The following is a 22,753-nucleotide window of genomic DNA, read 5'->3' as shown; positions in this document are numbered from 1 at the left end:
TTAATGGATATCATTCAGATTGTTCCACGACTACCTCCAGCAATAGATGGCTTGGGAGATTACGCCTTAAATCTGGCACGGCAGCTTTACAATGATTTCAATCTCAAAACTCATTTTGCGATTGGTGATGCTGCTTGGACTGGAAATACTCAAATTGAAGATTTTCTAATTAACTCAGTAAACGAGCGTTCCACCACAGCTTTACTATCCTTATTAGCGAGCAAACCAACTACAGTCTTATTACATTACGTCGGCTACGGTTATGCTAAGCGAGGTTGTCCGGTTTGGTTAGTTGAAGGCTTAGAACTTTGGAAAAGAAATACTCCTAACTCGAATTTAGTCACGATGTTCCATGAAGTTTATGCTTCTGGAAAGCTACCTTGGACGAGTTCTTTTTGGTTATCCGATTGGCAAAAAAAACTAGCTAGTCGTTTGTCTCAAATTAGCGATCGCTGCTTGACAAGTAATCAAAATTATGCAGAAATTCTATATCAGTTAAGTCAGGGAAAACAGACTCAGATTCCTATACTACCCGTCTTTTCTAATGTGGGAGAACCAAAGCAAGTACCACCTTTGGTAGAGCGTTCTCGACGCTTAGTATTATTCGGTAGTCCTAGCATTCGCAAAAGAGCTTATCGTCAATCTCTAAAAGAAATTAGCAAAGTCTGTCGGTTATTTGATATTCAAGAGATATTGGATATCGGAGCGCCAACAGGTTTAGTTTTATCTTCAATTCAAGGTATTCCAATAGTAGAAACAGGTAAACTATCTGCTGCTGAAATTAGTGACATTCTTTTGAACTCCTTCGCAGGATTCTTTAATTACCATCTAGAATATTTAGCCAAATCTGGCGTATTTGCAGCTTACTGCGCTCATGGAATGTTAACTATTAGTCCTAGAGTTTACGCTTCCACACAAGATGGCATAGAACCAGGAAAAGACTACTGGGTTCTCAGCGATCGCCTCACAGAAATAACAGATTTCGTGGAGGTGCAGGCGATCGCAAGTCATGCCTACACCTGGTATCAATCTCACAATTTATCAGTCCAGTCTCAGAACTTTGTCACACATGTATTGGGTAATGTATGCACAAAATTAGGATGACTTCGCTCAGTCACTCAAAGCAAATTGTCAAGGTAAATTTACATATTTTTAAGAGGACTATCGCGTGAAATTGCTAATTGCTGCGATCGCTATTTTGTGTATTTTTGGGATCTCGGCACTGAATTGGCGTGGCTCTGTTAAAGCTGTGTTCTTCATTCTTGTGATTGAGGGTGCATTACGCAAATGGGTTTTACCTCAAGCAAGCGACGCAATTTACTTCTTAAAAGACTTAGTGCTTTTAGGTGCTTATCTACAATACTATGTCTTCTCAACGAGAAAATTTTCACTTCAAAATTGCCCGATTTCTATCTTAATTATTTTTGCCACCATATGGTGTGTATTACAAGTCTTTAATCCCAGCTTAGGTTCACCACTAGTAGGTCTTTTTGGACTCAGAGGGTATATCTTTTATATTCCTTTAATGTGGATGTTACCAACCCTGTTTCGAGCGGAGCAAGATTTATATAAATTTTTGCGTTCTCATCTTTTATTAGTCATTCCTGTAGGTTTTTTAGGTATTGCTCAGTTCTTTAGTCCTGTTAATAGTCCAATCAACGTATATGCTCCTAGTCAATTGAAAGAAGTAGCTACATTTGGAGTTGCAGGAGCAACCCAGATTGTCCGCGTCACAGGCACATTTTCTTACATAGACGGTTATGCAGTATATCTATTAATCTGCTTTGGCTTACTGATTTCTCTCCTCTCACTCTCCCAACCACCTTTCTGGAAATGGGTTTCTATTTTTGAACTAATTCTGGTAACTGTTAACTCTTGTATGACTGGCTCTCGTAGCGTTGTTTTTGCCTTATTATTATTTTTTGTTAGTTTTATAACTGTTAAAGGATTCACTCAGCCTGAAAAGAGTATATCTCTGCTCGGTAAATTCTTATTACCAGCTATATGTATTTCTCTAGTCTCTTTTATCTGGTTTAAACCCGCAATTGATGCCTTCTTGTTACGGACAACTTCTAATCAAGATGTGTCGGCACGCATTACGACAACTTTTAGCCAACCTTTCGAGTTTATTCAATACAAAGGACTCGACGGCTACGGCACTGGAGCAACACAACCAGGGGGTCAAACACTTCGCCGATCGCTAAATTTACCAGACGGCGCAACCATTCCAACCTACTACGAAGAAGAACCAGGCAGAATAGTTTTGGAGTTAGGTCCGATTGGGTTTTTTCTGTGGTACGGACTTAGATTGAGTCTTCTCATTGCACTTTTACGAGTTTTCTGTCAGTTAAAGAAACCATTCTTGCGTCAATTGGCACTGACAGCATTACTGATACAGACAATTGAAATTTACGATCAACTAGTGACTCAACCTACTTTCTTGGCTTACTACTGGTTTTTCAGTGGCTTTATCTTTCTCTTACCACGATTAGAGTCGATAGAAAGCTGGTATCGAGAACAACAATTATTGCAACAACACAATGTCTCATCCGCGTATCTCCCTGATTCACCCTACCAGTAATCCCTTTGCCCGCAATGCCGCACTAGCTTTGGGAGAAGCTAACTTACTCCAAGAAGCGATCACGACAATTGCCTACAATCCCAAGGGAGTTTTATCGCGCTACTTAAACTTATTACCGCAGAAAATTAGCAGTCGCGTGGCGCTGGAACTAGGTAGGAGGGCGTGGACTGCGCCTGTAAATGTACCAATGCGATCGCACCCTTGGCAAGAAGCTATACGTTTAGCATTAGTCAAAACTAAATTAAGTCATTTGCTGAACTTAGGTCGTCAAGGACCGATCGACTGGGTGTACGCCTCTCTCGATCGCCACGTTTCCCAACATCATTTGCACAATTTAGATGCAGTCTATGCCTACGAAGATGGCGCTGCGATCGCGTTTGAAGTTGCTAAACAATGCGGGATTCTCTGCTTGTACGATCTCCCGATTCCCTTCTATCGCATGAGTCGAGATCTCCAAGCCCAGGAAGCAGAACGTTTTCCAGAACTAGCGCCAGCACTACAAGCAGTCAAGGAACCTGCATGGAAGATCGAGCGCAAAGAACGGGAAGTTCAACTGGCAGACCATATATTTGTTGCATCTTCTATCACCCAGCGATCGCTATTAGATGTGGGTGTCAAACCAGAAAAAATTAGTGTCATTCCCTACGGCGCACCGATTGATTATTTTCACCCGCAAGCTAAAACTGACAAACTGTTTCGCGCTCTATTTGTCGGTCGCGTCGGACCTCGCAAGGGCTTTCACTACTTATTACAAGCTTGGCAAGAACTACACCTACCCGCTGCCGAGCTGTTGGCGATCGGGATTAACGAGTTTCCTAATAACTGGCTGTCTCAATATCAAGATATTTTTCGCTACATTCCATCTCTGCCTCACGCGGCGTTGAACGAATATTACAGTACCGCAAGTGTCTTTGTTTTTCCCTCGCTTGTAGAAGGATTTGGACTCGTACTGCTAGAAGCAATGGCTTGCGGGATTCCTGTCATCACAACACCCAATACTGCTGGTCCAGATATTCTGACAGACGGGGTAGAAGGCTTCATTATTCCCATTCGCGATGTCGAGGCTCTAAAGGAAAAACTGGAATGGTGTTATTCCCACCCCCAAGAATTAGCCCAAATGGGAAAAGCGGCTCGCCACAAAGCCGAGCAATTAACTTGGGGATTGTATCGACAGCAATTAGCCAGTCGCGTCCAGGAGCTTTTATGCCAGAATTAGCAAGTCGAACTAACTGCCACTTGTGGTTTCCAAATATTTTTGAATTTAAAGGCGGAATTCAAGTCTATTCGGCTTTCTTACTCGATGCGTTAGAAAGCTTATATCCGAATTGGCACTACCAGGTTTTTCTCAAGCACGATACTCGATCTCCATTCGATCTGGCGCGATCGCGCCATACCCAGTTTCACTGTACTGGTGCTTTACCTCTGCCATTGCGAACATTTGGGTTTGCAGCTCAGATCTGTGGAGCAGGACTGCGACAGCGACCGAGTTTAGCGATCGCAACTCACCTGAATTTTACAGTTGCAGCCTATTGGTTAAAACAACTAACTGGTATGCGTTACTGGGCGATCGCCCACGGTGTAGAAGCCTGGGATATTCACAAACCTGCTTTACAAAAAGCGTTGCACCATGCCGATCGCATTCTTGCCGTTAGTAGCTATACACGCGATCGCTTGCTCAAAGAGCAAAATCTCGATCCGGCAAAAGTCTCGCTTCTACCCAACACTTTTGATGCCGATCGCTTTAAAATTCAGCCAAAGCCGCAATACTTATTAAAGCGTTACGGACTGACACCAGAACAACCAGTAATTTTGACTGTTGCTCGGTTAGATTGCCGCGAACGTTACAAAGGATATGACCAAATTTTGCAAGCATTGCCTGAGATTCGCCGTCAGATTCCTGGCGTTCGCTATCTGATTGTTGGCAAGGGTAGCGATCGCGATCGGGTCGAACAGTTAATTGCAAAACTCGATCTCAAAGATTGCGTCACCTTAACTGGATTTATTCCCGATGCCGAACTGGGCGATCACTATAACTTGTGTGATGTCTTTGCCATGCCAAGTAAAGGTGAGGGGTTTGGCATTGTCTATCTAGAAGCTTTAGCTTGTGGTAAACCCACTTTAGGAGGAGATCGAGATGGAGCCATTGATGCCCTTTGTCACGGCGAACTAGGGGCGTTAGTCGATCCAGACGATACAAACGCGATCGCCCGAACTTTAATTCAGATTTTGCAAGGTACTTATTCGCATCCAATTATTTATCAACCTGAAGTTTTAAGACAGAAAGTTATTAATACTTTCGGATTCGAGCAATTTAAACAAACGATGGATAACTTAATTAAATTCAATTTGAGCAGTCAATGAAAGTTTTACATGTTATTCCTTCGATCGATCCTGCTTTGGGTGGACCAACTCAGGTTGTCCTCAATCTAGTTAGGGCTTTACGCGAACGTGGGATTGATGCTGAAATCGCTACCACGAACGATCGCGGTTCAGAACTGTTAGACGTGCCGCTCCATCGACGAGTTGAGTACGAGCAAGTCCCAATTTGGTTTTTTCCGCGTTTTTCACCACCAATTAAAGAGTTTATTTTTTCGGCAGCTTTGACTCGTTGGCTTTGGCAACACGCCCGAGATTACGATCTGATCGAAACTCACTATCTTTTTTCCTATGCACCCGCTTGCGCTGCCCTAATTGCCAGGTTGCAAGGAATTCCCTACACCATGCGTACTATGGGACAGTTAACGCCTTGGGCTTTGTCTCAAAGTTGGCTGAAAAAACAGATATATTCATTTCTGATTGAGCGTCACAATCTCAATTGTGCCGATATGATTCATTGCACTGCTCTAGGCGAAGCTGAGGATGTGAGAAAATTTGGCATTCAAACACCCAGTTTTACTTTACCTTTAGGAGTCGATCGTCCAGTAGAAATACCTGATGCTAAGCAAAAGCTACACGAAACTTACGGTATACCTACCACCACACCAGTTGTCCTGTTCCTGTCGCGGCTTCACCCTAAAAAACGCCCAGATTTGTTAATTCATGCCCTCAGCCAGCTAGTAACTCAGAATCACAACTTTCATCTGATTTTGGCAGGTTCGGGAGAGCCGCAGTACCTCAACTACTTGACCGAGTTAGTATCATCCCTCGGACTTTCCTTGCGTACATCCATCACTGGCTTCGTTATGGGTCGAGATAAAGATCTCCTCCTACAAGCCTCCGATCTTTTTGTCCTGCCGTCCTTCTCCGAAAATTTTGGGATTGCCGTCGCAGAAGCAATGGTAGTAGGGCTACCAGTTGTTGTGACTCCCGACATCCAAATTTCACCAGAAATTGCCGCAGCATCAGCTGGACTGGTCGTTGAAGGTCAAATCGAACCCTTAACAAATGCGATCGCGCAACTACTATCATCTCCAGAACTCCGGCAGCAATTAGGAGAGAATGGTCGGCTGTTGGCAAGTCAACGATATTCTTGGCAAGCGATCGCCCAGAATCTGATCTCGATTTACACGGCAGCGATCGAACAACAACCAATACCTACAACCTTCTCAGATCCAGAGAATTTTGTCACGCTGCCGTAAGCGGCAACACGCACAGATGTAGCATCAACAATGTCAAGAGTAAAAAATGCTAGTTCGAGCAAAAAACAGCGCTTTCAGTACAAGAGATGCCGTTTTGTCTGTTTGTCAACTGCTGCTGTGTTATTCGTACTGTTCGGGATTATTCCTCTGCGACTAGCAATTGCTCTATATCAAACACCACTGCCCCAAGCAATTATTGCTTTAGGTGGCGATCCGATCCGCGAAACTTTCGCTGTTGATTTTGCTTTGCAGCATCCACCTTTAGAAATATGGATTTCTTCCCCTTATCTTAAAACCTTCGATTTTCCAGATCCGAGTAGCCCTAGACCGCGAATATATATTGACCGTCGCGCTGTCGATACCGTAACTAACTTTACCTCTCTAGTTGCCGATTTCAAACAACGGTATTTTCAACATGTTTACTTAATTACATCCGATTTTCACATGGCAAGAGCAAAGGCGATCGCCTTCTTTGTCTTTGGCAGCCAGGGGATTGCTGTGACTCCCATATCAGTTCCATCAAACCAACAACCTGAATCCTGGTTTCATATTTGCCGTGATGTTTGTCGTACTTGGCTATGGATGGTCACAGGTCGTACTGGGGCTAGCCTTAAATCTGAAATTTAAGATCGATAGTGAAATTACATGTATCTAGATCGTTATACTCTCGGTACTTATACTCCTGGCGCTCCCTTGTGGAAACAACTCCTATGGTATTTTCTCGGAGAGCCTTTATTTCGTAGTCATTGGCTACCTATCTCTCAGTTAAAAGTTTGGACACTACGTAGTTTTGGTGCTAAAATTGGTCGTTCTGTCTGTATCAAGCCTGGAGTGCGGGTAAAGTTTCCCTGGCGGCTAACTATAGGTGATTGCGTGTGGATTGGCGAAAATGCTTGGCTCGACAACGTTGCGCCGATCGCAATTGAAAGCCATGTCTGTATTTCTCAATGTGTTTATCTCTGTACTGGCAATCACGACTGGAGCGCTTCTGACTTCAAGCTGATCCCAGCACCAATTCACATCGAGCAGAGTAGCTGGATTGCAGCACGGGCGACGATTGGTCCTGGTGTCACTGTCGGCAAAGGAGCGGTGTTGAGTCTAGGAAGCGTAGCAGGGCGATCGCTTCAGCCCATGACAATCTACGCAGGTAATCCCGCACAACCAATTAAACAACGAGCGATTTGCGATCGGTAAATCTATCAGCTCCGTAATATTGCCAAAATTCGATCTATGAAAAATTAATAACTTTTATATTTTTTAAGTAAACACCTCAATATTTTTCGGCTCTTACTTTTTGAAATATACGTAGGGTGCGTTAGCCTATGGCGTAACGCACTACTCTAAATCTATGGTGTGTTACTAAAAAATCTTGGGTTATTTGCGGCAAATTTAGAATTAGTATAGACACTTAACTTTCAGTATTTTTACTGAAAAAGCCAGGAAGATTATTAAACTTCAATTGGATTCTCAGTAAAACCACACTTGGACATAAAGCTAGGTCAAAGTTAGATTTTTTCAAGTTCGATCGTGTAAAGCTACCTTACATCACCTAGCGAAATAGCCCTTTAGCTTAAGAGAGAATTTTATTTTTATTAGATAGTCTTTTGTGTAGCTTTGCCTTTCACGTAAATTGAGTGCTTTTCCTTTGCACTCCTCACTGTTTAAACAAAATAATTGCATTGGCAGAGGTAGGCAGAGCTTCAGATGCTAGATAAATACGTACAGCAAGAGCAAATTGAAAAACTCAAGATATTTTTGCCTGCTCAAAGCAAAAGTAAAGAACTCGCACCTTCTTTTAACTTAAATATTATTACGCAATTTTACCCGCCGGATTATGCTGCCACAGGGCAACTTATTGAAGAACTGGCAGTGAATTTAGGACGGTTGGGTATTCAAGTCAGGGTTTTTACCGGACAGCCAGGATATGCATTTAAAAAACATGCAGCTCCTAATATAGAACGTTCTGAAAAAATTCTGATTCGGCGATCGCGAACTTCTCGAATGTGGAATGCACGGATTCGAGGCAAAGCCATTAATGGTTGCCTGTTCTTTTTCCGAGCTATCTTACATTTATTAAATAAAAAGAACCGTGGAGATCTCCTACTTCTAACCACTGCACCAGCCTTTTTACCAATCGTCGGATACATAGCCAAACTCTTATTTGGTATTCCTTACGTTTGTTTAATGTACGATTTATATCCTGATGTTGCAGTTGAGCTAGATATTTTTTCTAGGAAAAATTGGTTGGTAAAATGGTGGAGATTACTCAATAAAAAAGTTTGGCACAACTCAGAAAAAATTATTGTTCTCAGCTCAACCATGCGAGAGAAAGTTTTATCTCACTCTCCTGAAATGAGTGACAAAATTGTAGTCATTCATAATTGGGCTAATCCCAACTGGATTGTACCGATAGAAAAAGAAAATAATTGGTTTGCTCAAAAGTACGAATTGGTCAATACTTTCACCGTGCAGTACTCTGGCAACATGGGTCGCTGTCACGAACTAGATACAATTCTAGAAGCAGCTAGACAATTGCAAGACGAACCAATTCAGTTTGTTTTTATTGGCGGAGGAGCAAAATTCCAATCTAGTCTTGAATGTGTCAAAAAACTCGGTTTAAATAACTGTCGCTTCTTGCCCTATCAAGAGAAACAAGACTTACCATATTCGCTCACAGCTTGCGATTTATCTTTGGTCAGTATTAGTCCCAAAATGGAAGGAATTGTCGCCCCGAGCAAGCTCTATGGCATTCTCGCATCTGGTCGTCCCGTCGCTGCCATTTGTGAAACCCATTCCTATTTACGACATCTCTTAAGAGAAAGCGGTTGCGGTGCTGCTTTTAATTCAGGTGATGCCAGTGGTTTAGCTCAATTTATTCGTCGTTTAAAGAGCGATCGCGAACTTGTGAAACAGATGGGAATGGCAGGTCGGCAATATCTTCAATTCAATTTCACGCCAGAAATTATTGCCAAACAGTACTCAACTGTATTACAACAAGCATTTTTGACAGCAAATAGACGAGTTATTCGTTCTAAAACTAATAACGTGGATGCCGTGACAGAAGAAAGCTAAAACTTACCAGCAGGACTATTCCTGTTTTTTCCTTCATACAACTGCCTAATAACGATATGAATATGGAAGAGCAATATCACACTCAGCATTTAGCAACAGAAAGAAATGGTAAGTACTCACAGATGTCATTGCCATCCTATGTTGCACACTACTCAGAGTTACATCAGGCAGAAGAATGGAGTTTGTCTCAGCTCCTGGCAGTTGTACGTCGTCGAGCGCCGATTATCGCTAGTGTAGCGATCGCTTGCTGCGTTACTACCTGGGTATGGACATTAACTCAACCAGCCAAGTATGAAGGAAAATTATCGGTATTGGTAGAGCCAGTCAAGGCTGAAAATAAATTGTCAGGATTATCAAACGTTCCAGTTGTGAATGCTAGCCCAAAAGGGCAAGAATCTTTGGATTACAATACACAGATTCTTGTTTTACGTAGCCCTGAAATTCTGGCTCCGATTGCTAAAAATATTTCTGTGCGGTATCCAAATATTAATTATGCTTCTTTACTAGAAGGCTTGAAGGTCTCTCGCTATCAAGAAACAAAAATTTTAGAAATTAGCTATCGAGATTCAGATCCGCAGAAAATTCAATTTGTTTTAGAACAGCTAGCCAAAGGATATTTAAAATACAGCTTACAGGAGCAGCAAACAAATCTACGCCAGGGAATTCAGTTTGTTAATACTCAGTTACCTCAATTGCAAGCACGAGTCAACAGCTTGCAATTGCAATTACAAAGATTTAGAGAACAGTACAGCTTATTTTCTCCAGAAGAGAAAACGGGACAGCTATTTGAAAAATACAGCACTTTAGAATTTCAGAAATTAGAGATTCAAAAAGACTTAGCGGAAGCTCAGAAACTCTACAATGCCTTGCAAAGTAAATCCGGTACTAAGTTGGCGCTAGAACTAGAAGCAAAAGCTCGTCATGGGGTGGGAACTTCGCAGCAACAATCGACAGTTGACCACCCTCAAAACTCGCCAGCGATCGCGGCTATAGATGAATCCTCTTCGCCCAGTCGTGCAATATCACCGCAAGCCCAGCAAGATGCTCCTCAATATCAGAGTTTACTCGCTCAGTTGCAGAATATAGATACTGAAATTGCCAAGAATGCAACTATTTATCGAGTAGATAGCCCGTACATTCAATCACTGAAACAGAAACGGGAAAGTCTACTACCACTACTCCAGAAAGAGGGAGTGCAGGCACTAGAAAATCAACGTGCGTCAGTATTAAGCCAACTTTCCATACTCCAAGTCAGAGCAGCAAAGAACGCTCAAGCACTCGATCGCTTAAATCGAGAAATCGACGGAATGCCAAATTTGGCACGTCGTTACACTGACTTACAGCGAGAGTTAGTTATTGCTACTGAAAGTTTGAACCGTTTTCTAGAAAGGCGGGAGTCGCTGCAAATCGAAAATGCTCAAAAAGAGACTCCTTGGCAACTCATTTCACCACCTCAGCTACCTTCTATACCGATCTTTCCTAATATTCCACGATTTCTCATCTTAGGTACGGTAGCTAGTGTCTTAGCTGGAATTGGAGCAGCGCTATTAGTGGAAAGGCTCGATAATGTCGTTCATTCACCTGATGAGTTGAAAGAAGCGACAAAGCTACCAATATTAGGCATAATTCCTTTCCACAAAAATCTGGGTAAGAATTTAGCAGATGGAGAAACGAATCAGAGGCAGGAAAACCGCAGGTCGCGTTCCAATAGAAATGCTTATGGCTACCACTATTTCCCTTTCTTAGAATCTTTCCGATCGCTGTATACTAACATCGGCTTTTTAGGTTCCGATACACCAATCCACTCTCTCGTCATCAGTTCTTCCGTCCACGCTGACGGTAAATCTACTATCTCAACTCACTTAGCCCAAGCAGCAGCAGCAATGGGACGTAGGGTGTTACTAGTCGATGCAGATCTACGTTTACCGCAGATTCATCACATTCTACAACTATCCAATGACACGGGATTGAGTAATGCCATAACAACTAACGTACCAGTTGCCGATTTAATTCAGCGATCGCCCGCCTGGGAGAACTTGTTTGTCTTAACCGCAGGTCAAATTCCTCCCGACCCTACCAAACTGTTATCCTCTCACAAGATGCGCAACATCATGGAGCAGTTGCGGCAGCAGTATGACTTAGTGATTTACGACACTCCACCACTTTTAGGTTTAGCAGATGCGAGTTTGCTGGCTCCTCTAACCGCAGGAATTGCGATCGTCACGCGGATGGATAAAACCGATCGTGCGATGCTAATGCAGACCCTCGATCAGTTAAAACTGTCTCGCACTCAAGTTTTAGGTGCAATTTGTAACGGGGTGAAAGATTACAAAGCTACAACTTCTTACCATCACTACTACTATCAACCTCGGACTCGGGTAGCAGAATAGTTTCATTTTGGATGCACCGTTTTTAGATTTTGGCTTGTGGGGTGTGCTACAGAATTAAATTCGCTCGACTATGTTAGCGCACTCTACTATTACTACCATTATGAGGCAATACGGTTCAGTTAAATGCGATCGATCCTCGAAGATCTGGACTTGCCCTCCTTCAAAAGGAGGGAATCATAGCCCCCCAATTGACAGCGGGGGGTCGGGGGGATCGTCTTATCTGAACCGTATTGCATTATGAGGAGCTAGAGCAATTAGATCTTCTACATTACGCAGGATAGTATTGCAAATAATATTGAGCGGTAGATCGCAAGCATTGTGTCCGAAAGGTTCTTCAATTTCGGAGCCGATTTGTTCATTACTTAATCAGACAAAACTAGCAAAAATAATAATGCTACTAATAAACCAAGTGACTTTTTTCACAATTTATAGAGGAATAACAAGTCAATAACCCAAAACCAAATTTTTTTAAATCAATGGAAAATTGAAGATAGGGGTATTTTTAAGATATATTCTTAACCTCCTAAAATATCTACTAACTAGTCTACTAATCTTTGTAGTGATGTTAACTGATAAATATTCAAACGATCGCGATCGTGTTGCTCCTGCAAATAATCTCCAATCCAAAAAGCAATTTGTAGGGGCGATCGTCAATGAGTTGTCAAAAATTAAAATTATCTACCCAGCCCCTAATCGCGCGCGATCGCTGACAACTGATAACTGACATACAATTGACCGTTAGCTATCTTTATGTTAGGAATAGCTACTTGTGCTAATGCACCCGAACCCCTGCTCGATCCTAACTCCTGCTGTGAAACGAAAATTTTGTTTGCTGCCAACTTCAGCACTATTATGGTTGCTAACTACAGCACCGTGGCTGACGTTCACTGCTGCTAATGCTCAACTTCAACCGCCTGTAACCCCAACCGTTGCGCCATCATCCGTACCGCAAAATGCCCCTAGCCTCCCCACTACACCAAATGGGCTACTTGCAGCAGGCGATCGCATCTCCTTAAACGGTCGCATTCTATCCGCAGCTTGGCGACAGTGGGAAGCGCAGCCAGCCACAAATAAAATTCAAACGGCAATTAGCGATCTAGGATTGATGCAACTGGGCGTAGATTTACTGAATACTCAGGATGTGAACCGACAACCGATTCGGTGGTTTACGACTCCTGATACTCCACCACTCGTCTCAAGCGTCTGGCACAGTAGCGCATATCGTTATTTAGATCTATCTCAATTAGCAGCAAAAGTCGGTTGGCAGATGCAAAGCGAAGGTGACGTTCTGCGAATTACTACGCCAGCCGCAAAGATTACAGGGCTGCGCCAAGGTAAACAAACTTGGGGCGATCGCTTGGTAGTAGATTTAGATCGCCCTACGCCCTGGCAGCTAACGCAACAGCGTCCAGTCCCCAAACCAAAAGTGCCGCTTGCCGAACTCCCAGACGATCCAAAACAGCAATTACCATCTCAGGCAGTCTCCACCCTCTCACCTCCATATCAACAATGGAAAATTGCGATTGACGCTACTATAAACCCTGAATTAGTCCAGCAGTTAAACGCTACTCTAGCCATCCAATTGCCAAAACGGAGTCAGATTTCACCGACTCCCCTGGTTAAATTAGGCACGAGTGCCAATCTCACGACGATCGATCTCAACTTACCTGTGGGCATCTTTCCCCGCGTCAGTACCCTCAGCCAACCTAACCGCGTCATTATCGATTTGCGCCCCGATTCGATGGTAGAACGCGACATTCTGTGGGCTAGAGGCTTGCGTTGGCAACAAAAGTATATTAAATTGGGTCGCGATCGCTTTCCCGTGACATGGTTAGAGGTCAATCCCCGCACCACGGGACTAGCCCTCAGACCAATTTGGAGTGCAGCAAATTCTCTGATTGGGACTGCCCCGATTTTGACCACCGCTCAACGTTACACAGCTACTGCTGCTATTAACGCCGGATTTTTTAACCGTAACAATAAATTACCCTTGGGGGCAATTCGTCGCGAGGGACGCTGGCTATCTAGTCCAATTCTCAACCGAGGCGCGATCGCTTGGAACGATGCCGGACAATTTAAAATCGGTCGCTTGCAACGCCAAGAAACAGCGATCGCTTCTACGGGGCAAAGTTTACCAATCGTCAATCTTAATAGCGGCTATATTCAAGCCGGAATTTCCCGTTATACCTCTGATTGGGGAACTACCTATACGCCCTTAACTAATAACGAAGCGATCGCGATCGTCCAAAATAATCAAGTTACCGCTAATCTTTCAGGCGGTTTAGCCGGAAAAACAGCCTTTCCCATCCCACTCAACGGTTACTTACTCGCATTCAGGACTGGTAGTACTGCTAACCTACTGCCTATTGGCACGCTGGTACGCTTGACCGATGGCACTGTTCCGACCGAGTTTGCTCAATACCCTCACGCGCTCGGCGCTGGACCATTATTAGTTCAAAACCGCCAAATCGTTCTCAACGCCAAAGCAGAAGGATTCAGCGATGCCTTCAGCCGCCAAACCGCCGTGCGTAGTGCTATTGGTGTCACGGCAACAGGTAATTTGCTCATTGCTACAGTTCACAACCGAGTTGATGGAACGGGTGCTACTTTATGGGAAACTGCCAAGATCTTGCAGCAACTGGGTAGTATCGATGCTCTCAATCTCGACGGAGGTAGTTCCACCAGCCTTTACTTAGGGGGACAACTCCTTAATCGCTCTCCTGTCACTGCAGCCCGCGTTCACAATGGGTTTGGCATTTTTCTAGAAACAGAAAGCAGAAAGCAGTGACCAGTTATCAGCGTCTAACCATTGTCAACCACCAATTACCAATTACCAATTACCAACTACCAACTACCAATTACTCCTTTTTGATGAAGATTATTTAAAGCTTAACGACTAGTAAGTAAAGAATTGATGTAGCCCATACCAATCGGCAAGTTTACTGATGACACTCCTCGGAAGAAGTCTGCTATCTTGGGCTAAGGCTATACTCGACATATTATTGCTATTGCATTGCTATTGCTGCGGTTATTACTGTCACTGTCTTTTGTTTTGGTTCTTTTTATTTTTAATAGTGGATAGCAGTTATCAGGAGAAAAATTCATGGTTCAAACTCAAGAAACTTCCCAGGCTCACGCACCTACTCTACCGATTCCTACCGCAGTTGCTCCTAAAAGCGTCGCCGCTACGGAACTACGCCCTTGGGGTTCTTTTACGGTATTAGAAGAAGGGCGCGGATACAAAATTAAGCGAATTGAAGTTAAACCAGGGCATCGCCTCAGCCTGCAGATGCATCACCACCGTAGCGAACACTGGATTGTTGTTTCTGGTACTGCCAAGGTTGTGTGTGGCGATCGCGAAATTATGCTTTGTAACAACCAATCTACCTACGTACCTCAGTGTACCTCCCATCGTTTAGAAAATCCCGGCGCAATCCCTCTGATACTCATTGAAGTACAAAACGGAGAATACTTGGGCGAAGACGATATCGTCCGATTTCAAGATGACTATTCTAGGGGCTAGGGGTTAGGGGCTAGGGATTAAGGTTTAGTATTATACTCTTCATATCACCCTACTCCTGTACGGGCGGGTTCACCCGAAATACCTGTTAGTAGCTAAGTCTTTCAGTAAACCCGCCCCTAAGACTTCTTGCTCCCTAGTTCTATGATTCAAATTAGCTCCTCGGCTGCTAAAGAAATTAACAGACTCAGATCTAAACAGAGCAACCCCGACATTCTTTTTCGTTTGCGCGTGCAAGCTGGGGGTTGCTCTGGTTTGTATTACGATTTGGAATTTGATGAGGCAACAGAGCAGAGCGATTGCATTCTAGACTGCAACGGCATTATTGTCGCGGTCGATGCCGACAGCTTAAACTACATTCAAAATTTAAGACTCGATTATTCTGAAGACTTAATGGGTGGAGGATTTCGCTTCTCTAACCCCCTAGCGATCGCCACCTGCGGCTGCGGTAACTCCTTTAGTGTGGAATTAGGGAGTCGGGAGTATGGGAGTGGTGCGTGAAAATACATCTTGCCAACTACCGATTACCCATTAACCACTACCAATCCCACTAGTTTGACATAAATTTACTAAAATCGGTATAATTATAGATCGTTAAATTTAAGCAGCTAAAACTACGCGCTGTAAATCATGCCAACCATACAGCAGCTCATCCGTAACGAACGTCAAGTAGCGAAAAAGAAAACAAAATCCCCTGCTCTGAAACAATGTCCGCAACGTCGGGGCGTTTGTACAAGAGTGTATACGACCACACCGAAAAAGCCCAATTCAGCTCTACGAAAAGTTGCTAGGGTTCGCCTAACTTCTGGTTTTGAGGTTACGGCATATATTCCTGGTATCGGACATAACCTGCAAGAGCACTCCGTCGTCATGATTCGTGGTGGTAGGGTAAAAGATCTACCAGGTGTGCGGTATCACATCATTCGCGGTACTTTGGACACCGCTGGAGTAAAAGACCGCAAACAAGGACGCTCGAAGTACGGAACTAAGAGACCAAAGCAGTAAGGTAATTCTGCTGCTGACATCATTGCGGTTCTAGGATTTTTTACTTTTTTTGAGGTGAGATGCCTAAAATCGGAATGAAAGTCAGCGCCAGCAGGCAAAATAACGGCATATCTAACTAGTAAGCTTTACCTGTCGTCACAATAGCTAAAGCTTCGGCTAAGCAAAAGTGCGATCGCGGCGACGCAATAAACGGTGTTAGATTTTTCAACTGCCTTGTGCTAGTTACCTCAAAGCCACCATGCCATGAAAACTTAGTTCTGTTGTTGCCAACCCCAATCAAACTAAACGTAAAGAATAACTTATGTCCCGTCGTGCTGTAGCGCAAAAGCGCCCCATCCCTTCCGATTCCGTATACAACAGTCGCCTGATTAGTATGATGATGCGCCGCGTCATGCGCAGTGGCAAGAAATCGCTGGCAGCAAGAATCATTTATGATGCGATGAAAACAATCGAAGAGCGTACTGGCAACGATCCGCTGGAAACTTTCGAGAAAGCCGTGCGGAATGCTACACCTTTAGTAGAAGTCAAAGCTCGTCGGGTGGGAGGAGCAACCTACCAAGTACCGATGGAAGTCAGACCAGAACGGGGAACAGCACTAGCATTACGCTGGTTGATCCAATTTTCTAGACAGCGTTCCGGTCGTTCTATGTCTATGAAGTTGGCGAACGAATTGATGGATGCTGCTAATGAGACAGGTAGTTCGATCCGCAAACGGGAAGAGACTCACCGGATGGCTGACGCAAACAAAGCCTTTGCTCACTACCGCTACTAAAAAGTTGCTCGGAAAAAGCGATAAAACTAGGCAATATCCCCCTATTTTGGTGGCGGCTTTCCCTAAAAGTATAGAATCTTAACAGAGAGTAATATAGAGATACCTGCGGCAAAAACTACTCAAGGAGGTAGCTGTGGCACGTACCGTTCCGCTGGAAAAAATCCGCAATATTGGAATTGCGGCTCACATTGATGCGGGCAAGACAACAACGACAGAACGAATTCTGTTTTATTCTGGAATGATCCATAAGATCGGTGAAGTCCACGAAGGAACAGCGGTAACTGACTGGATGGCTCAAGAGCGGGAGCGTGGCATTACAATTACTGCTGCTGCGATCACCACCAACTGGAGAGACCATCAAATTAATATCATCGACACCCCTGGTCACGTAGACTTCACGATTGAAGTGGAACGCTCCATGCGGGTATTAGATGGCGTAATCACAGTCTTATGCTCCGTAGGTGGCGTACAGCCTCAAACAGAGACAGTTTGGCGACAGGCAGATCGGTATAAGGTGCCACGCATCATCTTTGTCAATAAGATGGATCGGACTGGAGCAGATTTTTACCGAGTATACAATCAGGTGTGCGATCGCCTCCGCACAAACGCAGTACCGATTCAGCTACCCATTGGTAGTGAAACCGACTTCAAAGGCATTATCGATCTCGTGCGGATGTGCGCTTACATCTACGGCAACGATCAAGGTACGGATATTCAAGAAGTTGATATCCCTACCGATCTGCAAGAGCTAGCACAAGAGTATCGCACTAAGCTAGTTGAAGCAGTAGCAGAAACAGATGAAGCCTTACTAGAGAAATATCTAGAAGGTGAAGAACTGACTGAAGCTGAAATCCGTAAAGGGCTGCGACAAGGTACAATTGCGGGTACGATTGTCCCCGTGTTATGCGGTTCTGCCTTCAAAAATAAAGGCGTGCAGCGCTTGCTAGACGGCGTTGTAGATTACCTGCCAGCACCTACAGAAGTTCCGCCAATTCAGGGAACGACAGTTAACGGCGAGACAGTTGAGCGCTTTGCTGACGACGATGCACCGCTGTCAGCGCTTGCCTTCAAGATCATGGCTGACCCATACGGTCGCCTCACCTTCGTGCGCGTCTATTCTGGCGTGTTGAAAAAAGGCAGTTATGTCCTCAACGCTACTAAGAACAAGAAAGAGCGAATTTCTCGTCTAGTAGTATTGCGAGCAGACGACCGGATTGACGTTGAACAATTGCGTGCGGGTGACTTAGGTGCGGCATTAGGACTGAAAGATACCTTGACAGGCGATACACTTTGTGATGACAGTGCGCCAGTCATTTTGGAATCTCTATTTATCCCAGAGCCAGTAATCTCGGTAGCAGTAGAGCCAAAAACCAAGCAGGACATGGATAAATTGTCCAAGGCACTGCAATCTCTTTCCGAAGAAGATCCTACCTTCCGAGTGCATGTCGATCCCGAAACCAACCAAACCGTAATTGCTGGGATGGGCGAACTCCACCTAGAAATTTTGGTAGACCGGATGCTCCGCGAATTTAAAGTGGAAGCAAACGTAGGAGCGCCGCAGGTAGCTTACCGCGAAACCATTCGCAAGCACGTCACGAAAATAGAAGGGAAATTCATTCGTCAGAGTGGTGGTAAAGGTCAGTACGGTCACGTTGTCGTTGACCTAGAACCAGGCGAACCAGGCAGTGGGTTTGAATTTGTCTCTAAGATAGTTGGTGGTTCTGTACCCAAAGAGTACATCGGACCTGTAGAACAGGGGATGAAGGAAACTTGCGAATCTGGCGTACTAGCTGGGTATCCGCTGATTGATGTCAAAGCGACATTGACCGATGGCTCTTACCACGAAGTAGACTCGTCGGAAATGGCTTTCAAAATTGCTGGCTCAATGGCAATGAAAGCAGCAGTAGCAAAAGCATCGCCAGTGCTACTGGAGCCAATGATGAAAGTCGAAGTTGAAGTCCCCGAAAACTTCCTGGGGGATGTGATGGGCGACCTTAACTCTCGTCGCGGTCAAATCGAAGGCATGGGATCGGAACAAGGCTTATCCAAAGTGACTGCTAAGGTTCCGCTAGCAGAAATGTTTGGTTATGCTACAGATATCCGCTCGAAAACCCAAGGTCGGGGTATCTTCTCAATGGAGTTTAGCCATTATGAAGAAGTACCTCGCAACGTAGCTGAAGCAATCATTGCTAAAAGCAAAGGGACATAAATGGAGTTGTTAGCTGTTAGCTGTTAGTTAACCGCTAATCGCTAATTGCTAATCGCTAATCGCTTTTCATAAAAAAGGAACCGAGAACTCATGGCACGCGCAAAGTTTGAGAGAACTAAACCTCACGTCAACATTGGTACAATTGGTCACGTCGATCATGGCAAAACCACGTTGACGGCAGCTATCACCATGACCCTAGCAGCTTTGGGTCAGGCGAAAGCTAGAAAATACGACGATATTGATGCAGCTCCAGAAGAAAAAGCACGGGGTATCACCATCAATACCGCTCACGTAGAGTACGAAACCGAAAACCGCCACTACGCTCACGTAGACTGCCCAGGACATGCTGACTACGTGAAGAACATGATCACGGGTGCAGCGCAAATGGACGGCGCGATCCTAGTAGTATCTGCGGCAGACGGTCCTATGCCCCAGACTCGCGAACACATCCTGTTAGCCAAGCAGGTAGGGGTTCCCAATATGGTCGTTTTCCTAAATAAGGTAGACATGGTAGACGACGAAGAATTGTTGGAACTGGTAGAACTCGAAGTGCGAGAACTGTTGACTTCCTACGATTTCCCGGGTGACGATATCCCCATTGTCAAAGGTAGCGGATTGCAAGCGTTGGAAACAATGATCAAAGATCCTAAAACTGCACGGGGTAACAATGAGTGGGTTGATAAAATCTACGAATTGATGGATGCAGTAGATAGCTACATTCCTACTCCAGAGCGCGATGTTGACAAGCCTTTCTTGATGGCAGTAGAAGACGTATTCTCGATCTCTGGTCGCGGTACAGTTGCTACTGGCAGAATTGAGCGCGGTAAAGTTAAGGTGGGCGAAACCGTCGAGCTAGTTGGGATTAGAGGCACTCGTAGCACCACCGTTACTGGTGTAGAAATGTTCCAGAAAACCTTGGATGAAGGTATGGCTGGAGACAACGTAGGCGTGCTGTTGCGGGGTTTGAAAAAGGAAGATATCGAACGAGGCATGGTACTTGCCAAGCCTGGTAGTATTACACCTCATACCCAATTTGAGTCTGAGGTGTACGTGTTGACAGAAAAAGAAGGCGGTCGCAAAACTCCCTTTTTCTCTGGCTATCGCCCTCAGTTCTACGTGCGGACGACAGACGTAACTGGCACAATTGCCGCATTCACCGCTGACGATGGTAGTGCCGCGGAAATGGTGATGCCAGGCGATCGCGTCAAAATGACTGTAGAGTTGATCAACCCAGTTGCGATCGAGCAAGGAATGCGCTTTGCAATTCGCGAAGGCGGTCGTACTATTGGTGCTGGTGTTGTTTCTAAAATTGTGAAGTAGAACGACCAGCTATTAACTAAAAGCAGAAAAGCTTAGCCTTATGGTATAATGCTTTTCTGCTTTAATTTGTCATTTGTCACTAGTCATTGGTCATTGGTGGTAAATACAAATGACCAATGACAGCCCAAACGAGTTTCTGATAACTCTAACGAGATTACTAAATAAACCGAACCAAGAAAACTAAAAATGGCTACCCTTCAGCAGCAAAAAATTCGCATCCGCTTACAAGCTTTTGACCGCCGCTTACTCGATACCTCTTGCGAGAAGATTGTTGATACGGCAAACCGGACAAACGCTACAGCTATCGGTCCAATTCCCCTACCTACAAAGCGCCGCATTTATTGCGTGCTGCGATCGCCCCACGTTGATAAAGATTCTAGAGAGCATTTTGAAACTCGCACTCACCGCCGAATTATTGACATTTACCAACCTTCTTCTAAAACAATTGACGCTTTAATGAAACTCGACTTACCTGCGGGTGTAGATATTGAAGTGAAGTTGTAAATTTTCGGGAGTCGGGAGTCGGGAGTCGGGAGTTGGGGAAAAGATTTGAACGGTGAAGAATATGTGAAATTTCCCGTACTCGATTTTGATGCTGAAAATATTGATAGAAGAAGCGTTCGGAAACTGAAGTTACAATTCAGGATGAAAATCTCTTCTTCCCGACTCCCGACTCCCTTTAAATGTAAACAAATCCGTTAAAGTAAAAACAGGATGCGCAGTTACCGTTTTTACGAATAGACAATGACATCTTCTTCTCAAATAGCGGTGCGAGAACTCCCACTGTTTCCATTACCAGAGGTAGTGCTTTTTCCCAATCGCCCCCTACCTCTACACATTTTTGAGTTCCGCTACCGAATTATGATGAATACAATTCTAGAAAGCGATCGCCGCTTTGGGATACTATTGTGGGACCCCGTGCAAGGTCAACCTGCTAGAGTTGGATGCTGCGCTGAAATTATTCAGTATCAGCGTTTACCCGACGACCGGATGAGAGTAGCTACTCTTGGACAGCAGCGGTTTCGGGTTTTGGAATACGTGAGAGAAAAACCTTACAAAGTTGGTTTGGTGGAATGGATTGAAGACAATCCACCACAAAAAGACCTTAGACCAATGGCACGAGAAGTAGAGCAACTGCTGCGAGATGTAGTCAGGCTATCTGCTAAATTGACAGAACAGGAGATAGATTTACCAGAAAATATTCCCGATTTACCTACAGAATTATCCTACTGGGTAGCCAGCAATCTTTACGGTGTCGCAGCAGAACAGCAAACACTGTTGGAAATGCAAGATACGGCGGCGCGGCTAGAGCGGGAAGCAGATATTCTTAAGTCTACGCGCAATCATTTAGCAGCAAGAACGGTGTTGAAAGATACTTTTGAAGCTTGATAATAATCTCTCAGCCTCTTTTAACAAGGCGGAGATGAAGATCCCCCCAAACCCCCTTTTGAAGGGGGGCTTTAAGATCTTCACTACTCCCTTTAACAAGGGATGATGTTTGAAAAGCTTCCCCAAACCCCCTTAATAAGGGGGCTTTCTTTAGAGCCATTCTTGGGTTGCTTTTGTTTCAGCTTGGATTAAATTCGCCTTTAATTTGTCCCAGTCAAGTTGACTAGAATTGGACACATTTTGGCTCAAACGTCCTGCTTGCAGGAATAACACTCGCGTACAAAATTGTTTAGCTAATTCGAGTTGATGATTGACCATTAATATTGTTGTTTGACTGCTATTTGCTAGTTGGATTAATACTTCGATTAAATGAGATGCTTTACCTGCATCCAAAGCAGAAGTTGGTTCGTCGAGTAAAAGAATTTTCGGTTGGGTAGCTAAAGCACGGGCGATCGCAACGAGTTGTTTTTGTCCGACTGAAAGTTGTAGTTCTGTCTTTTCTAGCCAATCTTCGGGAATATGTAACTGTTCCATCCAGTAGGCAATTTGCTGCTGGATTTGCGATCGCGGCATTTTGCGTAAAACTAGAGGGTATTGCAAAGCCTCTCTGACTGTCATTCCCAATAGTTTTGATTCTTGCATTACTAGCGTCACTTGCTGGCGCAACTGAATTGCGGGAATTTGACCATATTCCTTGTCTTCTAAATAAATCGATCCGGCTGTAGGTTCGCTGAGGCGATTGACAATCCGCAACAAAGACGTTTTTCCCGCCCCAGAAGCACCGATAACTGCAATGCGATCGCCTGGAAATGCCTCAAAGGAAATATCCTGCAATAAGTACTGAGAACCTATTGTTGCAGCTAGGCTGACTCCTTCTAGTCTTAATTGTGCTACCTCACTTCTCACTCCTCTCTCCC

The 22,753-nt window shown here is 44.4% G+C and carries 21 protein-coding genes; 19 read left to right on the top strand and 2 right to left on the bottom strand.

Features of this window, described 5'->3' with window-relative positions; all coding sequences use genetic code 11:
* Positions 1-3 precede the first annotated feature (3 nt).
* The 9 genes from H6G17_RS22830 to H6G17_RS22790 all read left to right on the top strand — a co-directional run bounded on the left by H6G17_RS22830 (position 4) and on the right by H6G17_RS22790 (position 11,621).
* Positions 4-1,104, top strand: coding sequence for a glycosyltransferase family 1 protein (locus tag H6G17_RS22830; RefSeq protein WP_192160899.1), 1,101 nt, complete (start codon positions 4-6; stop codon positions 1,102-1,104).
* Positions 1,105-1,168: 64 nt separating this feature from the next.
* Positions 1,169-2,581: a hypothetical protein gene (locus tag H6G17_RS22825; RefSeq protein WP_192160898.1), complete on the top strand. Its 1,413-nt coding sequence runs from the start codon at positions 1,169-1,171 to the stop codon at positions 2,579-2,581.
* Positions 2,541-3,797, top strand: a complete 1,257-nt coding sequence (locus tag H6G17_RS22820; RefSeq protein ID WP_192160897.1) for a glycosyltransferase family 4 protein — start codon at positions 2,541-2,543, stop codon at positions 3,795-3,797. The genes H6G17_RS22825 and H6G17_RS22820 overlap by 41 nt, the downstream gene beginning before the upstream one ends.
* Positions 3,785-4,942: a glycosyltransferase gene (locus H6G17_RS22815; protein WP_192160896.1), complete on the top strand. Its 1,158-nt coding sequence runs from the start codon at positions 3,785-3,787 to the stop codon at positions 4,940-4,942. Before H6G17_RS22820 ends, H6G17_RS22815 begins: the two co-directional genes overlap by 13 nt.
* On the top strand, positions 4,939-6,159 hold the full coding sequence (locus tag H6G17_RS22810; RefSeq protein WP_192160895.1) for a glycosyltransferase: 1,221 nt from the start codon (positions 4,939-4,941) through the stop codon (positions 6,157-6,159). The genes H6G17_RS22815 and H6G17_RS22810 overlap by 4 nt, the downstream gene beginning before the upstream one ends.
* 30 nt (positions 6,160-6,189) lie before the next feature.
* On the top strand, positions 6,190-6,786 hold the full coding sequence (locus tag H6G17_RS22805; protein WP_192160894.1) for a YdcF family protein: 597 nt from the start codon (positions 6,190-6,192) through the stop codon (positions 6,784-6,786).
* Between the two features lie 18 nt (positions 6,787-6,804).
* The gene (locus H6G17_RS22800; protein ID WP_192160893.1) at positions 6,805-7,353 is read left to right on the top strand and encodes a WcaF family extracellular polysaccharide biosynthesis acetyltransferase; all 549 of its coding nucleotides are present in this window, start codon (positions 6,805-6,807) and stop codon (positions 7,351-7,353) included.
* A gap of 510 nt (positions 7,354-7,863) precedes the next feature.
* Positions 7,864-9,231, top strand: coding sequence for a glycosyltransferase family 4 protein (locus tag H6G17_RS22795; protein WP_192160892.1), 1,368 nt, complete (start codon positions 7,864-7,866; stop codon positions 9,229-9,231).
* A gap of 62 nt (positions 9,232-9,293) precedes the next feature.
* Positions 9,294-11,621: a polysaccharide biosynthesis tyrosine autokinase gene (locus H6G17_RS22790; RefSeq protein WP_192160891.1), complete on the top strand. Its 2,328-nt coding sequence runs from the start codon at positions 9,294-9,296 to the stop codon at positions 11,619-11,621.
* A 216-nt stretch (positions 11,622-11,837) separates the two neighbouring features.
* On the opposite strand, the gene H6G17_RS34775 is transcribed toward H6G17_RS22790, so the two are convergent.
* Positions 11,838-11,960, bottom strand: coding sequence for a hypothetical protein (locus H6G17_RS34775; RefSeq protein ID WP_347276461.1), 123 nt, complete (start codon positions 11,958-11,960; stop codon positions 11,838-11,840).
* A 223-nt stretch (positions 11,961-12,183) separates the two neighbouring features.
* Between H6G17_RS34775 and H6G17_RS22785 the strand changes: the two genes are divergently transcribed.
* The 10 genes from H6G17_RS22785 to H6G17_RS22740 all read left to right on the top strand — a co-directional run bounded on the left by H6G17_RS22785 (position 12,184) and on the right by H6G17_RS22740 (position 21,836).
* Positions 12,184-12,345: a hypothetical protein gene (locus tag H6G17_RS22785; RefSeq protein ID WP_192160890.1), complete on the top strand. Its 162-nt coding sequence runs from the start codon at positions 12,184-12,186 to the stop codon at positions 12,343-12,345.
* Positions 12,346-12,432: 87 nt separating this feature from the next.
* Positions 12,433-14,409: a phosphodiester glycosidase family protein gene (locus H6G17_RS22780; RefSeq protein ID WP_347276460.1), complete on the top strand. Its 1,977-nt coding sequence runs from the start codon at positions 12,433-12,435 to the stop codon at positions 14,407-14,409.
* 315 nt (positions 14,410-14,724) lie between these two features.
* Positions 14,725-15,144 carry a phosphomannose isomerase type II C-terminal cupin domain gene (locus H6G17_RS22775; protein ID WP_015156712.1) on the top strand — a complete coding sequence of 140 codons (420 nt, stop codon included), beginning with the start codon at positions 14,725-14,727 and terminating at the stop codon, positions 15,142-15,144.
* A 141-nt stretch (positions 15,145-15,285) separates the two neighbouring features.
* Positions 15,286-15,642 (top strand): iron-sulfur cluster assembly accessory protein, encoded by a 357-nt coding sequence (locus tag H6G17_RS22770; RefSeq protein ID WP_192160889.1) that lies wholly within the window; start codon positions 15,286-15,288, stop codon positions 15,640-15,642.
* 129 nt (positions 15,643-15,771) lie between these two features.
* A complete protein-coding gene (gene rpsL / locus H6G17_RS22765; RefSeq protein ID WP_015156710.1) occupies positions 15,772-16,146 on the top strand; it encodes a 30S ribosomal protein S12 in 375 nt (124 codons plus the stop codon).
* Between the two features lie 301 nt (positions 16,147-16,447).
* A complete protein-coding gene (gene rpsG, locus H6G17_RS22760) occupies positions 16,448-16,918 on the top strand; it encodes a 30S ribosomal protein S7 (protein WP_015156709.1) in 471 nt (156 codons plus the stop codon).
* 133 nt (positions 16,919-17,051) lie between these two features.
* The gene (fusA, locus tag H6G17_RS22755; RefSeq protein ID WP_192160888.1) at positions 17,052-19,127 is read left to right on the top strand and encodes an elongation factor G; all 2,076 of its coding nucleotides are present in this window, start codon (positions 17,052-17,054) and stop codon (positions 19,125-19,127) included.
* A gap of 90 nt (positions 19,128-19,217) precedes the next feature.
* Complete coding sequence (tuf, locus tag H6G17_RS22750) at positions 19,218-20,447, top strand: elongation factor Tu (RefSeq protein ID WP_192160887.1); 1,230 nt, start codon at positions 19,218-19,220, stop codon at positions 20,445-20,447.
* Positions 20,448-20,633: 186 nt separating this feature from the next.
* Positions 20,634-20,951 carry a 30S ribosomal protein S10 gene (gene rpsJ / locus H6G17_RS22745; RefSeq protein WP_015156706.1) on the top strand — a complete coding sequence of 106 codons (318 nt, stop codon included), beginning with the start codon at positions 20,634-20,636 and terminating at the stop codon, positions 20,949-20,951.
* Between the two features lie 240 nt (positions 20,952-21,191).
* Positions 21,192-21,836 carry an LON peptidase substrate-binding domain-containing protein gene (locus H6G17_RS22740; protein WP_192160886.1) on the top strand — a complete coding sequence of 215 codons (645 nt, stop codon included), beginning with the start codon at positions 21,192-21,194 and terminating at the stop codon, positions 21,834-21,836.
* A 150-nt stretch (positions 21,837-21,986) separates the two neighbouring features.
* Here the strand turns inward: H6G17_RS22740 and H6G17_RS22735 are convergent, their stop codons facing one another.
* Complete coding sequence (locus H6G17_RS22735) at positions 21,987-22,742, bottom strand: ATP-binding cassette domain-containing protein (RefSeq protein WP_192160885.1); 756 nt, start codon at positions 22,740-22,742, stop codon at positions 21,987-21,989.
* Between the last annotated feature and the right edge of the window lie 11 nt (positions 22,743-22,753).

The sequence above is a fragment of the Chroococcidiopsis sp. [FACHB-1243] genome (genome assembly GCF_014696895.1).
In the GTDB taxonomy this organism is placed as follows: domain Bacteria; phylum Cyanobacteriota; class Cyanobacteriia; order Cyanobacteriales; family Chroococcidiopsidaceae; genus Chroococcidiopsis.
The sequence above is the reverse complement of the archived record's forward strand: the minus strand, read 5'-3'. Positions and strand labels throughout refer to the sequence as shown.

Coding starts and splice junctions, on each gene's coding strand:
- H6G17_RS22810 (WP_192160895.1), top strand. CDS start 4,939: ATGAAAGTTTTACATGTTATTCCTTCGATCGATCCTGCTTTGGGTGGA.
- rpsJ (WP_015156706.1), top strand. CDS start 20,634: ATGGCTACCCTTCAGCAGCAAAAAATTCGCATCCGCTTACAAGCTTTT.
- H6G17_RS22795 (WP_192160892.1), top strand. CDS start 7,864: ATGCTAGATAAATACGTACAGCAAGAGCAAATTGAAAAACTCAAGATA.
- H6G17_RS22740 (WP_192160886.1), top strand. CDS start 21,192: ATGACATCTTCTTCTCAAATAGCGGTGCGAGAACTCCCACTGTTTCCA.
- H6G17_RS22790 (WP_192160891.1), top strand. CDS start 9,294: ATGGAAGAGCAATATCACACTCAGCATTTAGCAACAGAAAGAAATGGT.
- H6G17_RS22775 (WP_015156712.1), top strand. CDS start 14,725: ATGGTTCAAACTCAAGAAACTTCCCAGGCTCACGCACCTACTCTACCG.
- H6G17_RS22830 (WP_192160899.1), top strand. CDS start 4: ATGGATATCATTCAGATTGTTCCACGACTACCTCCAGCAATAGATGGC.
- H6G17_RS22800 (WP_192160893.1), top strand. CDS start 6,805: ATGTATCTAGATCGTTATACTCTCGGTACTTATACTCCTGGCGCTCCC.
- tuf (WP_192160887.1), top strand. CDS start 19,218: ATGGCACGCGCAAAGTTTGAGAGAACTAAACCTCACGTCAACATTGGT.
- H6G17_RS22770 (WP_192160889.1), top strand. CDS start 15,286: ATGATTCAAATTAGCTCCTCGGCTGCTAAAGAAATTAACAGACTCAGA.
- H6G17_RS22820 (WP_192160897.1), top strand. CDS start 2,541: ATGTCTCATCCGCGTATCTCCCTGATTCACCCTACCAGTAATCCCTTT.
- H6G17_RS22805 (WP_192160894.1), top strand. CDS start 6,190: ATGTCAAGAGTAAAAAATGCTAGTTCGAGCAAAAAACAGCGCTTTCAG.
- H6G17_RS22785 (WP_192160890.1), top strand. CDS start 12,184: ATGTTAACTGATAAATATTCAAACGATCGCGATCGTGTTGCTCCTGCA.
- H6G17_RS22815 (WP_192160896.1), top strand. CDS start 3,785: ATGCCAGAATTAGCAAGTCGAACTAACTGCCACTTGTGGTTTCCAAAT.
- rpsL (WP_015156710.1), top strand. CDS start 15,772: ATGCCAACCATACAGCAGCTCATCCGTAACGAACGTCAAGTAGCGAAA.
- rpsG (WP_015156709.1), top strand. CDS start 16,448: ATGTCCCGTCGTGCTGTAGCGCAAAAGCGCCCCATCCCTTCCGATTCC.